20 protein-coding genes are annotated in these 25,790 nt (G+C 64.1%); 15 read left to right on the forward strand and 5 right to left on the reverse strand.

What is annotated here, in order from left to right; translation table 11 throughout:
* Nucleotides 1-93: 93 nt before the first annotated feature.
* Nucleotides 94-4,116 carry an SEL1-like repeat protein gene (locus LB538_RS14160; protein ID WP_224523423.1) on the reverse strand — a complete coding sequence of 1,341 codons (4,023 nt, stop codon included), beginning with the start codon at nt 4,114-4,116 and terminating at the stop codon, nt 94-96.
* A 449-nt stretch (nt 4,117-4,565) separates the two neighbouring features.
* Here LB538_RS14160 and LB538_RS14165 point away from each other — a divergent pair, with 449 nt between their 5' ends.
* From LB538_RS14165 to LB538_RS14195, 7 genes are all read left to right on the forward strand, one after another.
* Nucleotides 4,566-5,030: a MerR family transcriptional regulator gene (locus LB538_RS14165; RefSeq protein ID WP_095766190.1), complete on the forward strand. Its 465-nt coding sequence runs from the start codon at nt 4,566-4,568 to the stop codon at nt 5,028-5,030.
* 232 nt (nt 5,031-5,262) lie between these two features.
* Nucleotides 5,263-7,059, forward strand: a complete 1,797-nt coding sequence (locus tag LB538_RS14170) for an acyl-CoA dehydrogenase (protein ID WP_224523424.1) — start codon at nt 5,263-5,265, stop codon at nt 7,057-7,059.
* A 51-nt stretch (nt 7,060-7,110) separates the two neighbouring features.
* Nucleotides 7,111-8,283: an acyl-CoA dehydrogenase family protein gene (locus LB538_RS14175; protein WP_224523425.1), complete on the forward strand. Its 1,173-nt coding sequence runs from the start codon at nt 7,111-7,113 to the stop codon at nt 8,281-8,283.
* Nucleotides 8,284-8,316: 33 nt separating this feature from the next.
* On the forward strand, nt 8,317-9,525 hold the full coding sequence (locus LB538_RS14180) for an acetyl-CoA C-acetyltransferase (RefSeq protein ID WP_140845687.1): 1,209 nt from the start codon (nt 8,317-8,319) through the stop codon (nt 9,523-9,525).
* 14 nt (nt 9,526-9,539) lie between these two features.
* Entirely contained in the window at nt 9,540-11,759 is a 2,220-nt protein-coding gene (locus tag LB538_RS14185; RefSeq protein ID WP_224523426.1) for a 3-hydroxyacyl-CoA dehydrogenase NAD-binding domain-containing protein, read from the forward strand.
* Between the two features lie 229 nt (nt 11,760-11,988).
* On the forward strand, nt 11,989-12,630 hold the full coding sequence (locus LB538_RS14190) for a helix-turn-helix transcriptional regulator (RefSeq protein ID WP_140845691.1): 642 nt from the start codon (nt 11,989-11,991) through the stop codon (nt 12,628-12,630).
* Nucleotides 12,631-12,639: 9 nt separating this feature from the next.
* Complete coding sequence (locus LB538_RS14195) at nt 12,640-13,524, forward strand: thermonuclease family protein (protein ID WP_411909015.1); 885 nt, start codon at nt 12,640-12,642, stop codon at nt 13,522-13,524.
* Here LB538_RS14195 and LB538_RS14200 read toward each other — a convergent pair.
* Nucleotides 13,487-15,136, reverse strand: coding sequence for a lysine--tRNA ligase (locus LB538_RS14200; protein ID WP_224523430.1), 1,650 nt, complete (start codon nt 15,134-15,136; stop codon nt 13,487-13,489). The genes LB538_RS14195 and LB538_RS14200 overlap by 38 nt on opposite strands.
* A gap of 212 nt (nt 15,137-15,348) precedes the next feature.
* Here LB538_RS14200 and LB538_RS14205 point away from each other — a divergent pair, with 212 nt between their 5' ends.
* On the forward strand, nt 15,349-15,762 hold the full coding sequence (locus LB538_RS14205) for a tellurite resistance TerB family protein (protein WP_095765904.1): 414 nt from the start codon (nt 15,349-15,351) through the stop codon (nt 15,760-15,762).
* Between the two features lie 78 nt (nt 15,763-15,840).
* On the opposite strand, the gene LB538_RS14210 is transcribed toward LB538_RS14205, so the two are convergent.
* Entirely contained in the window at nt 15,841-16,692 is an 852-nt protein-coding gene (locus tag LB538_RS14210) for a transporter substrate-binding domain-containing protein (protein ID WP_411909016.1), read from the reverse strand.
* Between the two features lie 249 nt (nt 16,693-16,941).
* Between LB538_RS14210 and LB538_RS14215 the strand changes: the two genes are divergently transcribed.
* From LB538_RS14215 to LB538_RS14225, 3 genes are all read left to right on the forward strand, one after another.
* Nucleotides 16,942-17,673: a LuxR family transcriptional regulator gene (locus LB538_RS14215; protein ID WP_095765903.1), complete on the forward strand. Its 732-nt coding sequence runs from the start codon at nt 16,942-16,944 to the stop codon at nt 17,671-17,673.
* Between the two features lie 98 nt (nt 17,674-17,771).
* A complete protein-coding gene (locus LB538_RS14220; RefSeq protein ID WP_095765902.1) occupies nt 17,772-18,410 on the forward strand; it encodes an acyl-homoserine-lactone synthase in 639 nt (212 codons plus the stop codon).
* An 11-nt stretch (nt 18,411-18,421) separates the two neighbouring features.
* Nucleotides 18,422-19,171, forward strand: a complete 750-nt coding sequence (locus tag LB538_RS14225; RefSeq protein ID WP_140845695.1) for an enoyl-CoA hydratase-related protein — start codon at nt 18,422-18,424, stop codon at nt 19,169-19,171.
* 120 nt (nt 19,172-19,291) lie between these two features.
* Here LB538_RS14225 and ppk2 read toward each other — a convergent pair whose 3' ends face one another.
* Entirely contained in the window at nt 19,292-20,197 is a 906-nt protein-coding gene (ppk2, locus tag LB538_RS14230) for a polyphosphate kinase 2 (protein ID WP_224512977.1), read from the reverse strand.
* A 185-nt stretch (nt 20,198-20,382) separates the two neighbouring features.
* Here ppk2 and LB538_RS14235 point away from each other — a divergent pair, with 185 nt between their 5' ends.
* The 3 genes from LB538_RS14235 (at nt 20,383) to LB538_RS14245 (ending at nt 23,571) form a co-directional block, all read left to right on the forward strand.
* Nucleotides 20,383-21,648: an ATP-binding protein gene (locus LB538_RS14235; RefSeq protein ID WP_224523434.1), complete on the forward strand. Its 1,266-nt coding sequence runs from the start codon at nt 20,383-20,385 to the stop codon at nt 21,646-21,648.
* Between the two features lie 108 nt (nt 21,649-21,756).
* The gene (gene phoU / locus LB538_RS14240; protein WP_095765899.1) at nt 21,757-22,479 is read left to right on the forward strand and encodes a phosphate signaling complex protein PhoU; all 723 of its coding nucleotides are present in this window, start codon (nt 21,757-21,759) and stop codon (nt 22,477-22,479) included.
* Between the two features lie 87 nt (nt 22,480-22,566).
* Complete coding sequence (locus LB538_RS14245) at nt 22,567-23,571, forward strand: magnesium and cobalt transport protein CorA (RefSeq protein WP_140542054.1); 1,005 nt, start codon at nt 22,567-22,569, stop codon at nt 23,569-23,571.
* 135 nt (nt 23,572-23,706) lie between these two features.
* Here the strand turns inward: LB538_RS14245 and LB538_RS14250 are convergent, their stop codons facing one another.
* Entirely contained in the window at nt 23,707-24,225 is a 519-nt protein-coding gene (locus tag LB538_RS14250) for a GcrA family cell cycle regulator (RefSeq protein ID WP_095765897.1), read from the reverse strand.
* A 357-nt stretch (nt 24,226-24,582) separates the two neighbouring features.
* Between LB538_RS14250 and LB538_RS14255 the strand changes: the two genes are divergently transcribed.
* The gene (locus tag LB538_RS14255) at nt 24,583-25,782 is read left to right on the forward strand and encodes an aspartate aminotransferase family protein (RefSeq protein ID WP_224523436.1); all 1,200 of its coding nucleotides are present in this window, start codon (nt 24,583-24,585) and stop codon (nt 25,780-25,782) included.
* Nucleotides 25,783-25,790: the final 8 nt, after the last annotated feature.

Genomic DNA, 25,790 nt, shown 5'->3' on the forward strand with positions numbered 1-25,790 from the left:
TAAAACCCCCCCCCCCGCGCCGAAACAAAAACCATCTCAATCAGTTAACAGGCAAATGTGTGGCAGGGCGTCGCATATGCGACGCGTCCACCGTTATTTGTGCGCCAGGAGCGCCTTGACGAGCGGCGCGTCGATCTCGCCCGTCGGCTTCATCTTGTTGTCGGTCTGGAAGGCCATGATGGCGGTCTTGGTCTTGCCGCCCATAACGCCGTCGGCGCCGCCGGCATCATAGCCGTTCTTGTTGAGGATCAGCTGGATGTTCTTCACCGCCTTCTTCATATCGATGCCGGCGGTCGTCTGCGGAGTGCTGTCCTGCCAGGACTCCGGAACGTCGGCCGAGTTGGCGGCCGCGTTGAGCGGCTTGGCCTTCCACAATTCCGTGGCGGCGCGCGCCCGCTCGAGCTGTTCGGGCCTGAGCGCATTGGCGATCTCGTCGCGCTTGGCCGCAGCGTCCTTGTCGCCGGTCTTGGCGACGAGCGCGAACCACTTGTAGGATTCCTCCAGGTTCTGCTTCATGCCGACGCCCTTGGCAGCCAGGATGCCGAGGTTGAACTGGCTGTCTTTGACGCCGAGGTCGGCGGCTTCCTGGAACCAGTGCGTCGCCGATTCATTGTCGGTCACGCCGTCCGCCGCCATGGCGAACAGCACCGCCAGATTGTGCATGGCGCTGGCATTGCCCTGTTCTGCGGCGAGCTGGTAGTAGGTCTTGGCCTTCTTGATGTCGCGCGCGACGCCGATGCCTTTTTCGTAGAAATTGCCGATGCGGTATTCGGCCGGCGCGAAGCCGAGCTCGGCCGACTGCTCGTACCATTTGGCGGCCGCCTTCATGTCTTCCTTCACGCCGCGCGATTCCGCATAGCGCGAGCCGATCTCGAACAGCGCCTTGGCGTCGCCGCCGGCGGCCGCATCGTGCAGCGCCACCGGACCGATTTCGGAAGGAATGTCGAATTTGGCCGCGGCGGCCTGGTTCCCGGCCGTCGGCACGGCGCCTGTCGTATCGGCGGAAGTGGCCGTCGGTGTGCTGGCGGCGGCGCCCTCGGCTGCCGGACTGGCCGTCATGGGGTCCTTGGCCATCGGCTGCGTGTCGCCATCCGTATCCGCCGCGGAGACGGCTGCGGCGGCGGGTTCGGGCGGCGTTGCCGAAGCCATGGGAGCCGGCACCGGCGCGGTAGGCGCAGCAAGCGCCACTGGCGCGGGCGCCGGTTCGGCGGGCATGGCTGCGGCATTTTCGGGACTGGAAGACGTAGAAGCGGCGAGTGCCGCGTCCTTGACGGGCTCGGCCTGCCTGACGGGCCGGGCCGGGCCGCTTTCGTCCTGTGCTGTTTCCGTCTCGACCGTCTGCGGAGAGACGACCGGCGCGGGCTGGTTGTTGGCCGTCTCGACCGGATCTGACAAAAAGGCCTTGCCCAACTGCAGGCCGGCCAGCGCCATCATGATCGCGGCCGCCGCCATCAGGATCGGCTTGCGCCGCGCCTTGAGCAGGTCGCCTATCCTCAGCGCCTTCACCGGGCCGGTCAGGGTCGATTGCCGCTTCAGCGTGTCGGCTTCCGCGGCTGCGGCCTGGGCCGCGCGGCGGGCCGCGGCGATGAAATCGGACTTGGCGGCATCGCTCTCGTTGCGCTTGACCGGCTGGCCGCCGCGCTCGTCGCGCACGCGTTTCATGATAGCGTTGAGGTCCGGCGCGCCGGAACCGGGCTCCAACGGCCGGTTGGCGGCCTTGGGGTCGAGCGGCTCGTCGATGTCGACGCTTGGCACGTCACCGACCGGCGCAGAGCCGGCAAGCGGCTGCGTGTCCGCATCTTTCTTGCCCTTGAAAGCGCGCGCCAGGCCGCTGAACATCGATCTCCTGCGGCCGGCCGTCTCGCTCTTGTCGCCGATCGCATCCGGCCCGAGGGCCGCCATGGCTGCTGCCGCCGCGGCCTCGGCAGGCGTGCGCGGCGCGTCTGGCTCATCGCGCATGATCGCAGCCGCACGGCCTTCGAGACCGGCCATGTCCCCCGTGAGCGGCAGCGGCTGGTCGATATCCATCGAAGGCGCGTCCTGCACCGCGATCTTGCCGCCGCGGCCGCCGCGCTTGCCGGCCGGCTGCGGATCCACCAGTTCGCTGACCGCTTCGCTGGTCTCGTCCGATTCGAGCGAGCCGAGCCTGTCGACGATCTTGAGCAGCGTATCGTGGATCGCCTCGAATGTGCGCGAGTTGCGTTCGTCGGAGCGGCGGGTGAGCGCTTCGAGCGTCTTCAGGTCCTGGGCGAGGCCGGCAACGGCGGTCGCGTTGCTCTGGGCCGTGCTGGACGTCGAGTCGGCAAGCGATCTGACGGCGCTCTCAGCCGCCTCGCGCGCCACGGTCAGGATGGAATCGCGCGTGCCCGCCAGCGACTTCTCGATCTCGTTGAGGCGCGGGCTGATGTCCTCGAATTCGGGCAGCGGCGTGCCGGGCTTGGAAAGATGCGCCGACAGGCCGGCGACCTGCGCCTCCAGGCTGCGGATCAGCGCCGGATCGATGCCCGCGACCTGCTGCGCGGACATTTCCAGCCGGCTGGAAATATCCTCGAGCCGGCTTTCCAGCCCGCGGATCGCCGCGTCGTTGGCGGGATCCGGCGTGCGTGTCTCGATGCGCTTGGCCAAAGCGGTGAAGCGGGCGTCGATCACCTCCATGATGCCGGCGCTCTCATCCTGGCGCATGCGCTGGTCGAGCCGGTCCGCGACCTCGTCCAGCCGACGCTCTAGATCGCGAAACAGCATATTGCCCTGTTCCATCGCATCGCCCTGGCGGCGCTCGATTAACATGGACAGTGCCTCGAAGCGCTGTTCCAGGCCTTGGAAGATATGATCGGCGTCGGGCATGGCCTGCGCGCGGTCCATCTTGTCGGTGATCAAGGCAATCTGCTTGCCGAGCCGCTCCATGGCCTGCTCGGGCAGGTCTGCCCTGCCGGCCAACTGATCCACACGGCTGGTAAGAAGGTTGAGGTGATCAATGACTTCCGCGCCGGGCCGCGACTGCGCAACCTCTTCGATCTGCGCCGCCAGGGAGGCCATGCGCTTCTCGATCCGGCCGAAGGTCTCGGGGTCGAAGGCATTGGCCTGCGCGGCCACCGTCGAGGCGACGATGGCGCGGGAAATCTCGTCCAGCCGCTCGTCGATCATGGCCAGCGTCTCGCCGCCGCGCATAGTCTGCTGGCTGGCGAAACGGTCGACCGCGCCGGCAAGCGTGCGCACCTTTTCCTCCAGCGAGCGCAGCGAAAGCGATTCCGGCAGGTTGTTGACGGCGCTGCTGATCTGTTCGAGCCGGTCGGTCAGCACCGAAAGGCTCGGGCCTTCCGCGCGCTTGCGCTGATCAGCGTCGACGCGGTCTTCGAAGGCGCTCCAGCGGCGGTCGAAATCGTCCCAGCGGCGGTCGACCTTCTGCACGCTTTCCTCGCGTGCCAGCGTGTCCAGCGCGCCCTTCACCTGTTCCAGTTCTAGCCGCAGCAGGTTGACGCTGCGGTCGTCGCTCTTTTCGGCCAGTGTCTGGATGGCGCCCGAAAGCCGCTCGAATTCGAGACCGAGCTCGGCGCTGCTCTTATCCGGCAGGCCGTTGGCGCCGCCCTGCATAGCGCGGTCGATGTCCTGGCGAAACGCCTCGAATTCGCGCTGCAGGCCGGCGGTCATCTGGTGACGCAATTCCTCGCGCAGCCCGCGCAATTCGACGGCGATCTTGCCGACCATGGCGACGCTGTCTTCCTGGCCGCGCACCCGGTCGATGTCACGCGCGATCGCCTGATAGCCCTGGTCGAAGGCGGGCGCGGCGGGCGCCGGACTTTGCGGCGCGCGCGGTTGCGGCCGCTGATACTGTGAGCCAGGATTCTGCGCCGCCGGGTTCTGCTGCGGCCGGTCCAAGGGTCTTTGCGCGGCATAGGTGTCTTCGTACCAGCGCGGCTGGCCGTAAGGCTGCCTGCTTGGATAACGCGGCTCGACTGGCGGCCGCCGCAGGTCGGGGCGATCGGGCATGTCGGCGCGCGTGCGGTCCAGCCGCTGCTCGAGGGTTTCGAGCGAGCGGTTCAGTTCTTCGAGCGAGGCGTGCGGCCGGCGTTGCCTGCCGGCATTGAGTGTATCGAGATAGGACCGCTTGCTGTTCATCGATGCGCCCGTGTTCAGAATGGCCGGCCGGAGGCCGGTCTCCCATTAGCCTGCCGGGAACGAAGCGAGCCGAGCGGTTTTGCTGCGGAGGAAGACGGGCTTCCCGGGTTTTCACCCACGCTTCGAAAACCGTGAAAAATTCTCTACAGGATAAACACGGGTGACCGACATGCGCACATTTCGCCCAACGTGGTAAACAAGGCGTTAACCAAGCTTAAGAAGCCGCGCATAATCGTGAGCCGCCTGGCGGTGCGGCATAAAGCTCCGCTTCGACAACGCCCTTGCGTCACCTTGCGGCTGTCGATATAGAATTGACGTAAACGTAAAAGGTGCGAAGCCGTGCCTCTTGCGATTGACTTGTTGCAACCACGATTGGAAGCACGCCCCCGCTTCCACTCAGGCGACGCTTGGTCCGCGACCGCGACGCCGCCAGGGGAAAGCCAGTGACCATGAAACTTGTTTCGCCCGGCGAAGCCGCGGCCAATACCAATGAGATCCCGGTCGAAGCCGGCGAGGAATTCGTCCGCATCGGCGAGATGGCCAAGAAATACGGTGTGACGCTGCGCACGCTGCGTTTCTATGAAGACAAGGGCCTGCTCAATCCGCATCGCGACGGCTCGACCCGTCTCTATACGCGCCGCGATAAGGCTCGCCTGAAGCTGATCCTGCTCGGCCGCAAGGTCGGGTTCTCGCTGCGCGACGTCAAGCAGATGATGGATCTCTACGATCCGACCGGCACCAACACCAGGCAGTTGCGGCTGGCCCTCGACAAGTCGGAGAAGCAACTCGCCCGCCTGCAGAAGCAGCGTGCGCTGATCGACGACGCCATCGGCGAGTTAAGCAACTCAATGTCCGTCGTGCGCCAGATGCTCGTCGAGCGCACCGCGGCGCCGCAGGCAAGCGCCGCCGGGTGAACGCACGCGTTCAACGGCGACAATCCAAAACTGAAAGCCGCGTGGCCATAGCCGCGCGGCTTTTTTGTCGCCAGGATGCCTGACCACTCACAAAATTTTTGACTGCGACGAAGTTGACGTTTACGCAAACGTCAATATTTGCTATCGGGGCATCGACATTGGCCCCGGCCTCCTGTCCAGGACGTGGACAGCAACTTGCCGGCCGGCCGGGACTGCAAGGGTGGAGGAAGGCATGACGATCTACAGGGCGCCGATCCAGGACACGCTGTTCGTGCTCAACGATGTGCTGGGGTACCAGCGCTATTCCAATCTTCCGGGTTTCTCGGATGCGACGCCCGACGTGCTTGAGGCGATCCTCGCCGAAGGCGCCAAGCTGGCCGAAAACGTCATGCATCCGCTGAACCGCGTCGGCGACATGGAAGGCTGCGTGCGCCATGACGACGGCTCGGTAACGACGCCGAAGGGTTTCAAGGACGCCTACGACCAGTATCGCGAAGGCGGCTGGATGGGGCTTGCGGCACCCGTCGAGTTCGGCGGCCAAGGCCTGCCCTACACGGTGCACCAGGCTGTTTCCGAATATATGGTTTCCGCCAACATGGCGCTGATGATGTATCCCGGCCTGACGCAAGGCGCGATCGCGGCGATCGTCACCCACGGCACGGAGGAGCAGAAGGCGACATGGCTGCCCAGGCTGATCGAGGGCACCTGGACCGGCACCATGAACCTGACCGAGCCGCATTGCGGCACCGACCTTGGCCTGCTGCGCACCAAGGCCGTTCCCAACGGCGACGGCAGCTACAGAATCTCCGGCCAGAAGATCTTCATCTCCGCCGGCGAGCACGACATGGCGGACAACATCGTCCACCTGGTGCTTGCCCGCGCCGAAGGCGCGCCGGAAGGCGTCAAGGGCATCTCGCTGTTCATTGTGCCGAAATTCAAGCTCGATGCCTCGGGCAATCCCGGTGAGAGGAACACCGTCTCCTGCGGCTCGATCGAGGAGAAAATGGGCATCCATGGCAACTCGACCTGCGTCATGAATTATGACGAGGCGGAGGGCACGCTGCTCGGCGAATTGAACGGCGGCTTGAAGGCCATGTTCACGATGATGAACGAGGCCCGACTCGGCGTCGGCCTGCAAGGGCTTTCGGTCTCCGAGATCGCCTACCAGAACGCCGTCTCCTACGCCAAGAACCGCCTGCAAGGCCGCTCGCTGTCGGGCGCCAAGGCGCCGGACAAGAAGGCCGATCCGATCATCGTCCATCCCGACATCCGCCGCTCGCTGATGACCATGAAGGCCTTCAACGAGGCCGGCCGCGCGCTGGCGCTGTGGACGGCGATCAAGTCCGACGTCGCGCACCGTTCCGGTGACGACAAGGACCGCCAGGCGGCCGACGACTACACCGGCCTGATGACCCCGGTGGTCAAGGGCGTGCTCACCGACAAGGGTTTCGACCATGCGGTCATGGCGCAGCAGGTGTTCGGCGGCCACGGCTACATCGAAGAACACGGCATGAGCCAGTTCGTGCGCGACGCCCGCATCGCCATGCTCTATGAAGGCGCCAACGGCATCCAGGCGCTCGACCTCGTCGGCCGCAAGCTGGCGCAGAATGGCGGTCGCGCCGTGCAGGCCTTCTTCAAGGAAGTCGGCGAGTTCTGCGAGGAAAACCGCACTGATGAGAAGATGGCGCCCTTCACCAAGGCGCTGAAGAAGGGCCTCAACGACCTGCAGGCGGCCACCATGTGGCTGGTGCAGAACGCCATGGCCAAGCCCGACAATGCCGGTGCGGCCTCGAGCGACTACATGCATCTCTTCGGCCTGGTGGCGCTGGGCTACATGTGGGCGCAGATGGCGAAATCCGCTGAGGCGAAGCTCGAGGACGGCGCCAACGGCGCTGGCGCGTTCTACGACGCCAAGCTCACGACCGCGCGCTTCTTCATGGAGCGCGTCATGCCGGAAACGGCGGCGCGTCTCGCCCGCATAACGAGTGGCGCGGACACGCTGATGGCGCTGCCGGCGGAAGCGTTCTAGGTTTGGCGGGCCGGCACCGCCGGCCACAAGTGTCGGAACGCGGAGGAAATCGTGGCGACAAATCCAGCCGAAATTCTTGGTCTTCCAAAGCCCGCCTGGGCGGCGGACGAGGTCGGCATGCTCTACGATATGGCATCGCGCTTCATGGCCGAGGAGATCGCGCCGCGTTACGACGAGTTCGAGAAGAACGAGATGTTCGACCGCGAGAGCTGGCTGAAGGCGGGAGCGGCGGGCCTGCTCTGCGCTTCCATGCCGGAGCAATACGGCGGCTCGGGCGGCACCTTCGCGCATGAGAGTGCCATCATCGAGGCGATCGGCCATGTCGGCGTCGACGGCTTCGGCATCGGCCTGCACAATTCGATCGTAGCACCCTACATCCTGCATTACGGTTCCGAAGAGCAGAAACAGAAATGGTTGCCCAAGCTCGCGACCGGCGAGCTGATCGGCGCCATCGCCATGACGGAGCCCGGCGCCGGCTCCGACCTGCAGGGCGTCAAGACCCGCGCCGGGAAGGACGGCAACCATTACAAGATCAGCGGCTCGAAGACCTTCATCACCAATGGCCAGCTCGCCAACCTGATCATCGTCGTCACCAAGACAGATCCGGACAAGGGCGCCAAGGGCACGTCGCTGATCGTCGTCGAGACCGATGAGGTGGAGGGCTTCGAGCGCGGCCGCAACCTCGACAAGATCGGGCTGAAGTCGAACGACACATCCGAGCTGTTCTTCAACGACGTGCGCGTGCCGACCTCCAACCTGCTTGGCGACGAGGAAGGCAAGGGCTTCGTCCAGCTGATGCAGCAATTGCCGCAGGAGCGGCTGCAGATCGGCACCGGGGCGATCGCCATGATCGAGCGGGCGCTGGCGCTGACCATCGACTACGTCAAGGAACGCAAGGCCTTCGGCAAGGCGGTTATCGAGTTCCAGAACACCCAGTTCAAGCTGGCCGAATTGAAGACCGAGGCCACGATCGGCCGCGTCTTCTACAATGACTGCGTCGCCCGCCATATCGATGGCGGTCTCGATCCGGTGACCGCCTCGATGGCCAAATACTGGCTCAGCGATCTGCAGGGCAAAGTCGTCGACGAATGCCTTCAACTGCACGGCGGCTATGGCTACATGAATGAATATCCGATCGCCCGCATGTACCGCGACGCCCGCGTCCAGCGCATCTATGGCGGCACCAACGAAATCATGAAATTGCTGATCGGGCGCTCTCTGTGAGCGCGGCGGCCGGCAAAGCCAAGGAGCACGAAAATGACTGAGGCTTACGTCTATGACGCCGTGCGCACGCCGCGTGGCAAGGGCAAGAAAGATGGCTCGCTGCACGAGGTGCCGGCGGTGCGGCTCGCCGCAAGGACGCTTGAGGCGCTGCGCGACCGCAACGGGCTCGACACCGGCAATGTCGACGACATCATCTTCGGCTGTGTCGATCCGGTCGGCGAGGCGGGCTCCGTCATTCCGCGTGCAGCCGCCTTCGAGGCCGGCTACGCGACCTCGGCGCCCGGCATGCAGATATCGCGCTTCTGCGCCTCGGGTCTCGACGCCATCAATTTCGGCGCCGCCAAGATCGCGCAAGGGGCGGATGAGATCGTCATTGCCGGCGGTGTCGAATCGATGTCGCGCGTCGGCATGGGCATGTCGGGCGGCGCCTGGTTCATGGACCCCTCCGTCGGCCTGCCCGGCTGGTTCGTGCCGCAAGGCATCTCGGCCGACCTGATCGCCACCAAATACGGGTTTTCACGCGATGACGTCGACGCCTACGCCGTCGAGAGCCAGAAGCGAGCCGCCAAGGCCTGGGGCGAGGGCCGTTTCAAGAATTCGGTGATCCCGATCAAGGACCAGAATGGTCTCACCATCCTCGACCATGACGAGCACATGCGGCCTACGACCGACATGCAGTCGCTAGCCTCGCTCAACCCGTCCTTCGTCATGCCCGGTGAAATGGGCGGCTTCGACGCGGTCGCCGTGCAGAAGCATCCCGAGGTCGAGGAGGTCAACCACGTCCACCATGCCGGCAATTCCTCGGGCATCGTCGACGGCGCCGCCGCCGTGCTGCTCGGCTCCAAGAAGGCCGGCAAGGCGATGGGACTGAAGCCGCGCGCGCGCATCCGCGCCTTCGCCAATATCGGCTCGGAACCGGTGCTGATGCTGACCGGTCCGGTCGACGTCACCGAGAAGCTCCTGAAGCGCGCCAAGATGAAGCAGTCGGACATCGACCTGTTCGAGCTCAACGAGGCCTTCGCCTCCGTCGTGCTGCGCTACATGCAGGCCTTCGACATCCCGCACGACCAGATCAACGTCAATGGCGGCGCGATCGCGATGGGCCATCCGCTCGGCGCTACCGGCGCCATGATCCTGGGCACGGTGCTGGACGAGCTGGAGCGCCGCGATCTCAACACCGCGCTGGTCACGCTCTGCATCGGCGCCGGCATGGGCACCGCAACCATTATCGAACGCGTCTGACGGGGAGAGAAGAGATGAGCTACACCAATTTTACCCTCGACGTGGACGCCGACGGCATTGCGCTGGTCACCTGGGACATGCCGGACCGCTCGATGAACGTCTTCACCGAGGAGGTGATGCGCGAGCTGAACGCCATAGTCGATCATGTGACCGCCGATGCCGCCATCAAGGGAGTCGTCATCACCTCGGGCAAGGACAGCTTCTCCGGCGGCGCCGACATCACCATGCTGCAGAAGATGCTGGCGACCTTTGCCGTCGACAAGGAGAATGACCTTGAGAAGGCGGCCAAGGCGCTGTTCGACAATGCCGGCTATATGACCGGTCTTTTCCGCAAGATCGAGACCTGCGGCAAGCCTTGGGTGTCGGCGATCAACGGCACCTGCATGGGCGGTGCCTTCGAGATGTCGCTCGCCTGCCACGGCCGCGTCGCCGCCGATTCCGACAAGGTGAAGATGGCGCTGCCCGAGGTGAAGATCGGCATCTTCCCCGGTGCCGGCGGCACCCAGCGCGTGCCGCGGCTGACCGACCAGCAGCAGGCGCTACAGATGCTGACCACCGGGCAGAACTTGACGCCGCAAAAGGCGAAGGCGATGGGCCTGATCCACGAGATCGCCGAGCCCTCGAAACTCATCGAGGCCGCCAAGGCGATGATCAAGAACGGCCTGAAGCCGGTGGCGCCGTGGGACGAGAAGGGCTTCAAGCTGCCGGGCGGTCCGATCTATTCGGCGGCCGGCGCCAATCTCTGGCCGCCGGCGATCGCCATCCTGCGTCGCGAAACCTACGGCAATTATCCTGCCGCGGCCGCGATCCTGAAATGCGTCTATGAAGGCCTGCTGGTGCCCTTCGACACGGCGCTCAGGATCGAGCAGCGCTATTTCACCGAAATCATGCAGTCGAAGGAAGCGGCGGCGATGATCCGCTCGCTGTTCGTCTCGCTGCAGGAATTGAACAAGGGCGCGCGCCGCCCTGCCGGCGTGCCGGACACCAAGTTCAAGAAGATCGGCATTCTCGGCGCCGGCTTCATGGGCGCCGGCATCGCCTATGTCACCGCACGAGCCGGCATTCCCGTGGTGCTGCTCGACCGCGATCTGCCGTCGGCCGAGAAGGGCAAGGCGCATTCCGACAGCCTGATGGCCGATCAGGTCAAGAAGGGCCGCGCCAAACCCGAGGACAAGGACAAGCTTCTGTCGTTGATCACCCCGACGGCGGACTATGCCGACCTTGCCGGCTGCGATCTCGTCGTCGAAGCGGTCTTCGAAGATTCGAGCGTCAAGAAGGAAGCCACGGAGAAGGCCGAAGCGGTGCTGAAATCGTCGGCGATCTTCGCTTCCAACACGTCCACCATCCCGATCACCGCCCTGGCGAAGAATTCGGCGCGGCCCAAGAACTTCATCGGCATCCACTTCTTCTCGCCCGTCGACAAGATGATGCTGGTCGAGATCATCCTCGGCAAGAAGACAGGCGACAAGGCCTTGGCCGTCGCCTTCGACTTCGTGCGCGCCATCAAGAAGACGCCGATCGTCGTCAACGACACGCGCGGCTTCTACGTCAACCGCTGCGTGCTGCGCTACATGTCGGAAGCCTATAAGATGCTGATCGAGGGCGTTCCGGCGCCGATGATCGAGAACGCCGCCAAGGCCGCCGGCATGCCGGTTGGCCCGCTGGCGCTGACCGACGAGACGGCCGTCGACCTTGCCCAGAAGATCATGAAGCAGACCATCAGGGATCTGGGCGAGAAGGCTGTCGACCCCAGACAGATGGCGCTGATCAACACCATGGTCGACACGCACGGCCGCTTCGGCCGCAAGAACGGCAAGGGTTTCTACGATTATCCGGCCAAGCCCGCGAAGAAGAAGCTGTGGCCGGGTCTGAAGGATCTCTATCCGCAGCTGAAGCCCGAAAAGGTCGATTATGAGGAGCTGAAGCAGCGCCTGCTGGTCACCATCGCGCTGGAAGCGGCGCGGGTGATGGAAGAGGGCATCGTCACCGATCCGCGCGAGGCCGATGTCGGCTCGATCCTTGCCTTCGGCTTCGCGCCCTTCACCGGCGGCACGCTGTCCTACATCGACGGCATCGGCGCCAAGCGTTTCGTCAAGATCGCCAAGGGGCTGCAGAAGAAGTATGGCGCCGAGTTCAAGGCGCCGAAGCTTCTGCTCGACATGGCCGAGAAGGGCGAGACCTTCTACCAGCGCTTCGACCCTTACCGGAAGGGCGAGGTCCGAGAGGCGGCCTGATCAACCCAAGATGTATGTCTGGGGGCGAATGGCGCGCACCATGGCCACGGCGTCCAGCCGTGGCCCCTACAGGGTCGGCGACGAAAGCCGGCTCGATTAGTGTGCGGAACCACGCACATCTGTGCCTGCGTATCACTTTCCATCCCGGTCCACCGCTACCGGTGGACAATGGTGTGGTCGCGCGCTAGACAGGCATGAGGCATTTTTTCCTGTTTGAAGGAGAGCGCGCGTGCTCTCACACGACCGCGTATGGGCCGCCATTGACGCTCTCGCCGAGCGCTATTCGCTATCGGCTTCCGGTCTTGCCCGGCGCGCGGGCCTCGATTCGACGGCCTTCAACAAGTCGAAGCGCCTGTCTTCCGATGGCCGGCCGCGCTGGCCCTCGACCGAATCGCTGGCCAAGATCATCGAGGCCACCGGCGCGTCGCTCGAGGAATTCACCGGACTGGTCGAAGGGCGCGGCGGCGCCGCCATAGCCCAACAGCGCAGCGCCGTCCCGTTGCTTGGTTTCGCCCAGGCCGGCGCGGGAGGCTTCTTCGACGATGCCGGCTATCCGGCAGGGCAGGGCTGGGATCTGGTCGAGCTTCCGGCGCGGGCGACCGAGACGTCCTACGCACTGCAGGTGCAGGGCGATTCCATGCTGCCGCTCTACCGCAATGGCGATGTTCTGATCGTGGAACCGGGCGCGCCGACGCGCAAGGGCGACCGTGTCGTCGTCAAGACCACCGCCGGCGAGGTAATGGCCAAGGTGCTCGACCGGCAAACGGTGAAATCGATCGTGCTGGTTTCGCTCAACCCCGCCCATCCGGACCGCGACATCCCGACGCGCGATATCGAATGGATGGCGCGCATCGTCTGGGCGAGCCAGTAGGCCGGGCTTATGCGGCTTCTTCAGACAGCCCTGGCGGTTCTGGCAATTCCCGTAATGGCGGCGCTCGTTGTTGCCGGCGGACAGACGGTCAAGGGTCACGAAAGCGCCGTCACGGTCGATCAGATCGATCCCATTGCCGATGCGCTTCCAACCGGCGGCGATACCCTTTCCGGTTCCGATACGGAGCGAGAGCCCGCGACCTCGGCCATTCCGGCGCCGGCCGCTCCGCGCCCACCGAAGCCTGCCGCTCATTCGAGGGCCATCGATCCCGACGTCGTGGCGCCGCCGGAACTGTCGGACCAGGAACTCGAACGGGTGGAGCCGCGCGCACCGCTCAGCGATCTGGCGCTGGCCGGGCCGCCCAAGCCGCCCAAAACGAAGATGCCAGGCGATTGGAACGGCACAAAATTGTTCCAGCCGGTCGCCACCGCCGCCGGGCTCATCGAGTCGAAGGGCTACGCGGTCGCCGTGTCCGGCGTGGACGTCGTCAAGGCCGACGAAACCTGTAGCGACGCGGGCAAGAGCTGGGCCTGCGGCACGCGCGCCAGAACAGCCTTCCGCGCCTTCCTGCGTGGCCGTGCGGTCGCCTGCACGGTGCCGCCGGACGGCGGTCGCGACATCATTACCGCCGAATGCCATATCGGCAACCGGGACATCGGCCAGTGGTTGGTCGAGAATGGCTGGGCGCGCGCGGCGCAAGGCGGTCCCTATGTCGAGGCCGGGAACAAGGCCCGCGCCGCAAAGAAGGGTATTTTCGGCCCGGCGCCAGAACTTGACGGTCTGCCGGCGCTGCCGGCCGCGTCAGGGCCGGCGCCGGTCGCGCCGGATTCGATCCTGCCGGCTGATGGCGGCGCGGTTACGCCGCCAGTTGACCAGCCAGCGCCCGCTCAATGAGCGCGCGTGTTTCGGCGATGCCGTAAAGCGCCGCGAAGGAACCAAAGCGCGGCCCGCGTTCCTGGCCGATCAGCACCTGGTAGATCATCTGGAAGAAGGCGACCGACACGCCGGGGCCGCCTTCCGGGCTCTGCTTGGAATGATCCTGGTAGCGCTCGATCTTGCGCGCGACATTGAGCGCGGCGTTCTGGATCGCTTCGCCATCGGCGCCCTGCGGCAGCGCGCCGAGCGCGTCGGAGAGCTTGGCCAGCGCCTCGCGCTCCACCTCGTCGGCGGCGCGGTAGACCTTGGTCGGCTTCACGAAGTCGTCGAAATAGCGGATCGCGTAGCCGGTCAGCCGGTCGAGCTCCGGATGCGTCTTCGGCGTCACGCCCGGCGCATGCCGCGAGATGAAGCCCCACAGCACCGCCTTGTCATGCGCGTTGGAGGCGCTGACCAGGTTGAGCAGCAGCGCGAAAGGCACCGGCAGGTCGATGGCCGGCGGGTTGCCGTCATGCATGTGCCATACCGGATTGCCGAGCCGCTCCTTCCAGTCCTGGCGCGGATAGGCGCCAAGGAAAGCGTAATACTCGTCCACCGCCTTCGGGATGACGTCGAAATAGAGCTTCTTCGCCTGCCGCGGCCGCTGATACATGTAGAGGCCGAGGCTCTCCGTCGGCGCGTAGGTCAGCCATTCGTCGATGGTCAGGCCGTTCCCCTTCGACTTCGAGATCTTCTGGCCTTCCTCGTCGAGGAACAGCTCGTAGACGAAATGCTCCGGCGCGCGTCCGCCGAGGATGTTGCAGATGCGGTCGTAGATCGCCGCGTTGGTCTGGTGGTCCTTGCCGAACATCTCGAAATCGACGCCGAGCGCCGCCCAGCGCATGCCGAAATCCGGCTTCCATTGCAGCTTCACACGGCCGCCGGTGACAGGCAGCGTCGTCTCGGTGCCTTCGTCGTCAAAGGTGATGGTGCCGGCCTTGGCGTCGACATTTATCATCGGCACGTAGAGCACGCGGCCGCTCTTCGGCGAGATCGGCAGGAACGGGCTGTAGGTCGCCTGGCGCTCCGGCCCGAGCGTCGGCAGCATCACGCCCATGATCTCGTCATAGCGTTCGGCGGCGCGCCGCAGCACCTCGTCGAAACGGCCGGCCTTGTAGTACTGCGTTGCGCTGGCGAATTCGTAGTCGAAGCCGAACGTGTCGAGGAAGCGGCACAGCATCGCATTATTGTGGTCGGCGAAGCTCGCATAGTCGCCGCCGAACGGATTGGGCACCGAGGTAAGCGGCATATGCAGATAGGGCTCAAGCGCGGCGCGGTCCGGCACGCTCTCCGGGATCTTGCGCATGCCGTCCATGTCGTCGGAGAAGCACAGAAGCTTGGTCTTGACCTTGTCTTGCGTCAGCACCCGGAAGGCATGCCGCACCATGGTCGTGCGCGCCACCTCGCCGAAGGTGCCGATATGCGGCAGGCCGGACGGGCCATAGCCGGTCTCGAACAGGACGGTCTCGGGGAAGTCCTTGCCCTTGTAGCGGGCGATGACTTTCTTCGCTTCCTCGAACGGCCAGGCCTTGCTCTCGGCCGCCGCGGCAAGCATCTCGGGAGTGAGATCGATGATGTTTGATCCCGTCATGTCAAAGTTCCAGTCATGGCCGTCTTCGCGGCGGATAAGGATTTGTCGACCGGTCTCTAGGCGTGACAGGCTGGAGCGTCAACGATTTGCGGCGCTTTTCCTTGCGACACCGCGATAGCGCTCCTACGTTCGGGGCCCATCATCCAGTGCATGTCATCCAAAAGTGTGTCACGGTTTTGGAAAGATGACACGCGCGCCCTCAGGAGTTTTGAATGCCTTCATTGACGCCGCACGAAGCCCTGATCCACCTGATGGTCATCACATCGGCCTCCGATCGCGACATGACCGATGTCGAGCTGGAGCGGATCGGCGACGTCGTCCGCTCCTGGCCGGTGTTCGTCGACTTCAACCAGGACAGGCTGGTTGCAGTGGCGCAGGCGTGTCAGAAGGCGCTGCATGAGAAGGACGGGCTGGAAGGCGTGCTGGCGCGCGTCGCCGAGGCGCTGCCGGAGCGGCTGCGCGACACCGCCTATGCGGCTGCTTTCGAGGTTGCCGCCGTCGATCTCGAAATGCGCATGGAGGAAGTGCGCGTCCTCCAGCTCATCCGCCTCAAGCTCGACCTCGACACGCTGACCGTCGCCGCGATCGCCCGCGCGGCCAAGGCGCGCTTGCGCTCGCTGACATGAAGCAATCCAGGAAAAGTCTGAGCGGTTAGGCTCGGCGACTTCGCCGCAGCCTTCTGTTCGGAATTGCTGGATAACCGGCTAGAAAAAACTCACCGGGAAATAGCGCAGGTAGAACTCGGCGAAGGTGCCCTTGATCGAGATTTCCTGCAGCGCGTAGTCGAAGGCGGCGGCAAGCGCTGTGTCGTTCTTGCGGGTGGCGATCGCCATGCCCGAGCCCAGATATTCCGGCGCCAGATAAGGACCGCCGGCGAAGCGGCAGCAGCCGGCGGCGTCCGAGCCGCCCAGCCAGAAAGCAAAGCGCATGCCATCGCCGAAGGCGGCGTCGACCTTGCCGGCCTTGAGGTCGGCATAGAGGTCTTCCGGTGTGTCGAAGGTCACCACCTGCACGGTGTTGAAGTAGTCCCGCAGCATTTTCTCATGCGCCGAGCCGGCGACGACGCCGACCCGCTTGCTTCGCAGTTTGTCGAGGATCGGCTCGGCGAAGGCCTTCGCCTTGGGCATGATGAAGCGAGCCGGGAATTGCATGTAGGAGCGCGAGAAGGCGTATTTCTCGCGGCTGTCCGGTGTCGCGGCGATGCCGGCGATGATCGCCTCGCCTTCGCCTTTCTGGAGAGCATCGTCCAGTTCGTTCCACGGCAAAGCCTGGACCTGGCACTTTTCGGCGACGCCCAGTTCAGCGCAGATCGCCCGCGCCAGATCGATGTGGAAACCCGACAGGCGGCCGGCGCCGTCGAGGAAGTTGAACGGCGGAAAATCGGTGGTGGTGAGGAATCTGAGCCGCGGCAGCGCGGAGAGATCGGGTTTCGGCAGCCGCTCCTTGGCGTCCCATAGCACCGGCACCTGCGGCTCCGCCGCCTGAGTCGGTCCGGCAAAGGGCAGCGCGCCTGCCAGTGCCGATATCAGGGCCAGAAATATCCACCGCAATTTCACGATAAGGCTCCGCCCAGACAGCTTTCTTGGCTTTTCGTATGAAAAGGGGGGCAGGCACAACGGTTTTTGATTTCAAGCAGCCAAATTCAGCGTATGCTTTAGCACGTTTGCAAGTGACCTTGCGTGCCGGAAGGGGGGAGCTGCCGGTTTTGCTGAGGAGATTGCGACGCGGGGGTTGATGACGAATGGGGGTTCGGGCATCTACCGTCGGTAATGAAAAAGCAGAAGCAACATGGGGTAGATGTTGCGATGGGCCTGTTCGACAGAACTCTGGAATACATAGACCAGTTGCAGCATGCTGGCACCGCGGCCGCGGTCTGCGAGAGGCTGCTCGGCATCACTTCGAGCTTCGGCCTGACCGCCTTGATGGCGGGAACCGTGCCGCAGCCGGGCACGCCGCGCGGGCGGCAGAAACAGCATGTGATGCTTTGCGATTGGCCCGGCGAATGGCTGGAGCGCTATGTAGCGCGCAATTATGTCGATCACGACCCGGTCGTCAGTCACATGAAGCAGCTTCAGGCGCCGTTCCAATGGCGGGACGCTTCCAAGAACGCCCTGATCGACAAGAACAGCGACGAAGTCATGGGCGACGCCCGCGAGTTCAAGCTGCGCGACGGCTTGGCGTTTCCGCTGGTCACGCTCGACGGCCAGATCGTGATGGTCTCGCTGGGCGGCGAATCCGTTGAACTGTCGGATGCGGAATTCGGAATGGTCTCGCTCGCGTCGACCTATGCGATAGGCCGCGCCATGCAACTGCACACCAAGGCCGACAGCGTCATCGATCACATAGAATTGACGGCGCGTGAGCGGGAGTGCCTGCAATGGGCCGCCGTCGGCAAGTCCGAATGGGAGATCTCGCAAATCCTCGGCATCTCGGAACACACTTCCGAGAAACACCTTCTTAACGCCAAGAGCAAACTCGGCGCAGCCAACCGGGTACAGGCAGTCGCGGAGGCGATTAGGCGCGGCTATATTAGCTAGGTCGGCCGTGCCGACCTGGAAATTCTTGCCTGCGCATTCGCGTAATATTTTAAGGGACATCACGGCCGTATCTTCCTCTTAAGCCCAGGAGACGGCTAATGCTTTTTGCCCTTACCACTCAGGAACTGATGGAACGCCCCGATCTTTGGGAGGCGGTCCATCGCTTGCGCTACAAGATCTTCGTCGAGGAGATGGGTTGGACCGATCTCGACCGTCCGGACCAGCTCGAGATCGACCAGTTCGATCATGACGAGGCCGAACACCACCTCGTCATCCGCAACGGCGAACTGGCTGGTTACCAGCGCATGCTGCCGACCACACGGCCGCATCTTCTGACGGATGTTCTGTCGGATCTCTGCGAAGGACCGTCCCCCTCGGGGCCGAATGTGTGGGAACTGACCCGCTACGCGGTGGCTCCGGGTTTTCGCGACGGCAAACGCGGCGTCTCGACGGTCGGCACCGAGCTGATCGCCGGCTTCGTCGAATGGGGCCTGAAGCGCAACGTCAACCAGGTCATCATCGAGTTCGAGCCGATGTGGGTGCTGCGCGCCCTGCAACTGCACTTCCTGGCGACGCCGCTCGGTTACCAGCGCACCTATGGCAACCAGCAGGTCGTGGCGACGCTGCTCACCTTCACCGAGCATACGCTCGATGTCGTGCGGGCCCGCCGCAACCACCACCTGCCGGTGCTGAATAGGGGCTATCCCGGTCTGCTCGGCCTCAAGCAGGCTTCGTGATGGAGGCGGTCATGAGTTTCCATCCCGAACCGGAACTGCGCGGCCATACGCTGGTCGTCACCGTGTCCTCGCATGACGGCCGGCCGGTGCTCGACAGGCACGCCTATGCGAGCCTTGCCAGGACCTTGCGCGATGCGGCGGTCAACGACGAGGTCCGCGTCGTCATGCTGCGCGGCCTTGCCGGATGCTTCTGCCTTGGCGGCGACTTCTCGGAGTTCCTCGACGCCACCAAGCACCGAGAGCTGATCGCCGCCGTCACCGACATGTTCCGCATGTTGGCGACCTTCCCCAAGCCGGTCCTTGCCTGCGTCGACGGCGATGCCGTCGGCGTTGGCTGCACCATCCTGTTCCATTGCGACATGGTGATCGCTTCCAGGGGCAGCACCTTCAGGGTGCCGTTCGTCGATTTTGGCCTGGTGCCGGACGCGGCGACCAGCATTCTGGCGCCCCAGAAGCTTGGCTATGCCGGTGCATTCCGCTTCTTCTGCCTGGGCGATACGCTGGGCGTCGAAGACGCCAAGGCGCTGGGCCTGGTCGGCGAGATCGTGACGCAAGGCAGCGCCGAGGAAGCAACGCTGGCGAGGGCCAAACAGCTGGCCAAGAAGCCTGTTGCGGCATTGCTGCAGACGCGCAGCCTGCTCAAGGGAGATACGGACGTGTTGTGCGACCGCATCGACCACGAGATCACGCTGTTCCAGCAGGCGCTTCAGGATGACACCACGCTGAAGCGGCTGCAGCGGATTGCTCGCCTGGCCGCCTGAGCGCCCGGCATGAAACCTCAGCGCCGCGCGAGCCGAAAGGCGCGCGGCGCTGTAACTCGTCCGGAACCGCGTTACCCCCGCGGGTAGGGCAGGCCAGCGGTTCCAGACGAAGAACAACAACTAGTCTTTAAGGAATTCCGGCCCCTCGCCGATGATCTTCTTGTCGGGCTTGCCGACGGCGTCGAGGTCCCTTCCGTCATAAGGCAGGGAAAGCAGGATACGCTGGATCACCGCGAGCCGGGCGCGTCGCTTGTCATTGGCCCGCACGACGACCCAGGGCGAGAACTCCTTATGTGTGCGCTCGATCATCTGGTCGCGCGCCCTGGTGTAGTCGTCCCACTTGCCGACGCCGGCGATGTCGATCGGCGAGAACTTCCAGTTCTTCAGCGGCGACCAGCGGCGGTCATGGAACCGTTCGAGCTGCGTTTCGCGGCCGATATTCAGCCAGAATTTGAAGAAATGCATACCTTCGTTGCAGATCATCCGCTCGAAATGCGGCGTCTCGTCGAGGAATTTCTCATGCTGCTCCGGCGTGCAGAACCCCATGACCGGCTCGACGCCGGCGCGGTTGTACCAGGAGCGGTCGAAGGTGACGAATTCGCCCGAAGTCGGGAAATGGTCGACATAGCGCTGATAATACCATTGCCCCGCCTCGGTCGGCGTCGGCTTGGGCAGCGCGACGTTGCGGGCCGTGCGCGGGTTCATATATTGCCGCAGCACGAAGATCGTGCCTCCCTTGCCGGCCGCGTCTCTACCCTCGAAAAGCGCCATCACCCGCTTGCCGGTGGCTTGCAGCCAAGCCTGCGCCTTGACCAGTTCGATCTGCAGCTCCTCGAGCTCCTTTTCGTAGTCCTCGCTTTTCATCTTCTTGTCGTAAGGATAGCCGCCTGCGGTAAGCTTGTTGTCCTCGATCCAGTCGGGCAGCACCGGATTGTCGATGTCGAACTCGCGCTCCTTGCCGCCGATCTTGATCTTGATCGGCGCCGTGGCCGGCACCGCTTCGGCCGTTTCCTTGGCTTTTTTCATCCGGACGAACCTTTCCAGTTTGCGGACTCATGCTATGGAGCCTGTGCAGCGCAAAGACGCTGCAGCATTTTGATCTTGCGCATGAACCTTCGCGAAAATCGATCCTGATTTCCAGGGGCCCATGCGTCAGGCCGGTCCAGCGAGCCGGCTGACCGGTCGAACGGGATGCGGGGTGGCGCGGGCCTATGGCAGAGACGGGCGCGGGACAAGACAACAAGGGGCAAGCCTTGGCCGGGCGGCTGGCGCGCAACCGCTGGCTGCTTGGCGCAGGCGTTCTCGCGGTCCTTGCCGTTTATTTTTTCGCCGGCTCATCCGCCTATGTGCTGCTGCTGGCCCTGGCCGCGCTGGCGGCCGCGGCGATGCTGCCGGCAGATGCCGAACGCCAGCCGGCCGATGCGGGGGCAGCGATCGAGGCCAGCGGGCTGCAGAGGCTCTCCGGCGAATATCTGGCCGCCGCGGTCGCCGACCCGCTGATCATCTTCGACCATTCCGCCACCATCGTTCACGCCAACGCTGCCGCCTTCGCCGCCTTTGGCGGACTGGCGCCCGGTATGTCGCTGTCGCTCAAGTTCCGCGCCCCGGAAATGCAGGCGCTGCTCGACGGCATCCTTGCCGGGGAAGTCGCTTCCGATGCGGTCGACTACACCGAAAAGCTGCCGGTGGAACGCACATATCGGGTCAGCGCGTCCACGGTCGGTCATGCCACAGGCCTTTACGTGCTGGTGTTCAAGGATCAAAGCGAGACGCGTCGCATCGATCGCATGCGCGCCGACTTCATCGCCAATGCCAGCCATGAGCTGCGCACGCCGCTTGCCTCGATCGCCGGCTTCATCGAGACGCTGCGCGGGCCGGCCCGCAACGATCCGGCGGCGCGCGACCAGTTCCTGCAGATCATGCAGAACCAGACCGGCCGGATGGCCCGCCTGATCGACGATCTGCTCTCACTGTCGCGGTTGGAGATGAAACCCTATCTGGGACCGGGCACGGAAGTCGATCTTCGCCAGACGATCGACAGCGTCATCGATTCGCTGGGGCCGCTGGCCAGTGAGAACGGCGTCGTCATCGAGCGGGAGTTCGCCAACGCGCCGCTTGTCGTCCCCGGCGATCGCGACGAGCTGTTCCAGGTCTTCGAGAATCTCCTCGAGAATGCCTGCAAATACGGCCAGTCAGGCGGGCGCGTCACCGTATCGGTCGCCGGCGGCGAGGATGGCCAGCAGCCGGGCTTCGACGTCACGATAAGGGATTATGGTCCGGGCATTGCCGAAGAGCACATCCCGCGCATCACCGAGCGCTTCTACCGCGTCGATGTTGAAAACAGCCGCGCCCAGAAAGGCACCGGGCTTGGCCTTTCGATCGTCAAGCATATATTGACCCGTCATAACGCAAAATTGTCCATCAAGTCGGAAGTCGGCAAGGGCGCGGCGTTCACGGTTCATTTGCCGGCTCGCTGATCGTATATCGGTTACCAACCGGGATTTTCTTCTTTCTGTCATGCGGTTCACGTATCAGCGACGGATTGAGGGAACGCACCAGCCGGCACAAGCCGGGAAGGCATATCCATGCAGTCCGTTCATATCGCCAGTGCCTATGATGAAGAGCTGAAATTCCTGTCGAAGCGCATCGCCGCGATGGGCGGCCATGCCGAGCGCATGGTCGAACAGGCGGTCGCGGCCCTGGTGAATGTCGACCATGGTCTCGCGCAGAAGGTCATCCAGGACGATCTCGTCCTCGACGAAGGACAGCGCGAGATCGACGACAAGGCCATCATCATCATCGCCAGGCGCCAGCCGATGGCGACGGATCTGCGCGAGATCGTCGGCGCGATCCGTATCTCGGCCGATATCGAGCGTGTCGGCGACTTGGGCAAGAACGTCGCCAAGCGCGTGGCCTCGGTGGACGGCCGCCAGCCGAATAGCCTTTTCCGCGGTATCGAGGCGCTTGCCAATCTGGCGCTGACGCAGCTCAAGGAAGTGCTCGACGTCTACGCCTCGCGCTCGGTCGAGAGGATTGGCCTCGTGCGCGACCGGGACGACCAGATCGACGCCATGTACACTTCGCTGTTCCGCGAGCTCTTGACCTACATGATGGAAGATCCGCGCAACATCACGCCCTGCACGCATCTTCTGTTCTGCGCCAAGAACATCGAGCGCATCGGCGACCACGCGACCAATATCGCCGAGACGATCTATTACATCGTCACGGGCGACCAGATGCCAGCCGACCGGCCGAAAGGCGACAAGACCGACAAGGTCGTGCTTCCCGGCCCGGTGCCGGCCAAGTGAACCGCCGCCTCTCGAATGGCTTCCTGATTTAGGATAAGCTCCTCCAGGGACAGCGATTTTGTCAGTCGCAGTCTCGGGAGGTTTGCGATGGAACAAGTTCGAAACCTGACCCCGGCCCCAACGTCGGGCATCATTGCATCCAGCGTCTATTCGGGCGGCAAGCGCATCGCCGACATCGCCATCGAACAGGCCGGCGAATGGGCGGCAAAACCCGGCCATGTCGTCTGGATCGGCCTGCTCGAGCCCGATCGCAACCTGCTGCTCCGGGTGCAGGCGCAATTCCACTTGCATGATTTGGCGATCGAGGATGCCGAGCATCCGCATGCGCGCCCGAAGATCGAGCAATATGGCGACGCCCTCTTCATCGTTGCCCGCACCGCGCAATTGATCGACGGCCGTGTCACTTTCGGCGAGACGCATCTGTTCGTCGGCGCCGGCTATATTGTCAGCGTCCGGCACGGCCCGTCGACCTCTTACGCCGCCGTGCGCCAGCACTGGGAGAGCTGCCCGCATTCGCTCGCCAAAGGCGAGGATTTCGTCCTCTACGCCATCCTCGACTTCATCGTCGACAACTACATGCCGGTGCTGGAGCAGATCGAGGACGAGGTCGAGGCGATCGAGGACAAGGTGCTTCTGAAGCCGATGACCGGTTCCGATATCGAGCGGCTTTACATGCTGCGCCGCGATCTGCTGCGGCTGCGCAATGCGGCGCTGCCGCTGGTCGAGGTCTGCCGTCGGCTGACCAGCGCCGACCTGCCGCAGATACATGCCGCCATGCATCCGCTGTTTCGCGACGTGACCGACCACATCCGCACCGTGCAGGAAAAGATCGACTCCCTGCGCGAGGTTCTGGCCTTCGCCTTCGAAGCCAGTCTGCTGGTCGGGCAGAGCCAGGAAACCGCAATATCCAAGAAGCTCGCCTCATGGGCGGCCATCCTGGCGGTGCCCACGGCCTTCGCCGGAATCTACGGCATGAACTTCTCCGACATGCCGGAACTGAAGATGGAATACGGCTATCCGGCCGTCCTGGTGGCGATCGCGCTCATCTGCGCGTTCCTGTACTGGCGGTTCAAGAAGAATGGATGGCTGTGAAGGGAGGGAGTAGGGGAGTAGGGAGCGAGTAGCGAATAGGGAGTAGCGAGTAGGGGAAATAAGTTGCCCTTTTCGTGAAACTCTATCCAATTCTATTCGCTATTCGCTATTCGCTATTCGCTATTCGCTATTCGCTCAGCGCGCCCTGCGCCGCTCGCCCGCCGGCTGGAACGCCACCCGGGAATGATACTTGCAATAGGGCCCCGTTTCGGCGGCGTCGTTGCCGCAGAAGTTGAAGTCTTCCGACAGCGGATCGCCGTTCGGCCATTTGCAGGTGCGTTCGGTCAGCTCGACGAGCTGCAGATGCCGCGAGATCGGCACGACCACGTTCTCGACCGGCCGGATATAGTGGCGCGCGACCGGCTCGGCGTCGAACTGCACCTGCAGCGCGGTGGCGCCGATGGTGGTGGTCACGTGACGCGTGGCACTTGCGGCGCGGGTCACCGATTTCTGCATCGAGGCGCCTTGCGTCGCCTTCTTCTGGCGCGCCGGAGCGGCCGTTGCGCGGCCGCGGCCCGACAGCTTCAGGCGATGCACCTTGCCGATGACGGCGTTGCGGCTCACCCCGCCGAGCTGTGCGGCGATCTGGCTGGCGCTCAGACCCTCCGACCACAATTTCCTGAGAAGTTCGACCCGCTCGTCAGTCCAGTTCATGAGACCGCGCTCCTGCTGAGGCGTACGGCAGTCAGAATCCTTTCCCGCCCCCGGCTCTCGCCGGGCAAACAACACCACATATACCGGGTGATTAGGTCCGCCGCACGAAATCTAGTTATTTCTCGACTACAAATACCTTATGCGCTGACTCGGTGACAAGAGTCCCCAGGGCAACACGATTCGGTTTTTTCGGTTTTCCCCAACTTGCCGGCCTACTTATGAACCGGCGTGGCGTCAGGGGCTTGCCACGCGCTTCTGCGTGACGTTTTCGTTGACTTCATGGCCGAAAAACATGATAAGCCGCAAAGGCCGCCGCATTGGCGGCTTTTTTGATTTCCGGTTCCGGAGACGCATATAATGAGCGGTTCGGCGCTTTACGAGACCTTTGCCCGCGCACCCCTGGCGTTCGACCGTGGGGAGGGGACCTGGCTGGTCACCGACAAGGGCGAGCGATATCTCGACTTCGCCGGCGGCATCGCGGTGAATTCGCTGGGCCACGGCCATCCGCATCTGGTCGCGGCGCTCACCGGGCAGGCCGCCAAGCTGTGGCACGTCTCCAACCTCTATGAGATCCCGGAACAGCGCCGGCTGGGCGAGCGGCTGACTGAGGCGACCTTTGCAGACAAGGTGTTCTTCACCAATTCCGGTGCCGAGGCACTGGAATGCGCCATCAAGACGGCCAGGCGCTATCAATTCGTCAAGGGCCATCCCGAGCGCTTCCGCATTATCACCTTCGAGGGTGCCTTTCACGGCCGCACGCTGGCGACGATCGCCGCCGGCGGCCAGTACAAATACCTCGAAGGCTTCGGCCCGAAGGTCGAGGGTTTCGACCAGGTGGCTTTCGACGACATCGACGCCGCTGAAAAGGCGATCACGCCGGAGACCGCGGCGATCCTGATCGAGCCGGTGCAAGGCGAGGGCGGCATACGCCCGGTGCCGACGCAATCGCTGAAGCGGCTGCGGCAACTCTGCGACAAGCACGGCCTGCTTTTGATCTTCGACGAGGTCCAGTGCGGCATCGGCCGCACCGGCAAGCTGTTCGCGCATGAATGGTCAGGCGTCACGCCCGATCTGATGGCGATCGCCAAGGGCATCGGCGGCGGCTTTCCGATGGGTGCCTGCCTTGCCACCGACGAGGCGGCGACCGGCATGACGGCCGGCGTGCACGGCACCACCTTCGGCGGCAATCCGCTGGCGATGGCCGTCGGCAACGCCGTGCTCGACGTGGTGCTGGCCGACGGCTTCCTCGAGGACGTGCAGCGCAAGGCGCTGCTTCTGAAGCAGGGCCTTGCGGCGGTGGCCGATGAATTCCCCGACGTCATCGAGGGCATCAGGGGAACCGGCCTTATGCTCGGCCTGAAATGCGCCATGCCCAATGCCAAGGTGAACATGGCGCTGCGCGATCAGCACCTGCTTGCCGTGCCGGCGGGCGACAACGTCATCCGCCTCCTGCCGCCGCTCACCGTCACCGACGAGGAGATCGGCGAGGCGCTGGAGCGCATTCGCGGCGGCGCCAAGCGCCTGACCGACGCGATTGCCGCCGAAGCCGCCAAATAATTTCTGGA

Origin of the sequence: Mesorhizobium sp. Ca11, from assembly GCF_020165275.1 — a bacterium.
GTDB lineage: Bacteria > Pseudomonadota > Alphaproteobacteria > Rhizobiales > Rhizobiaceae > Mesorhizobium.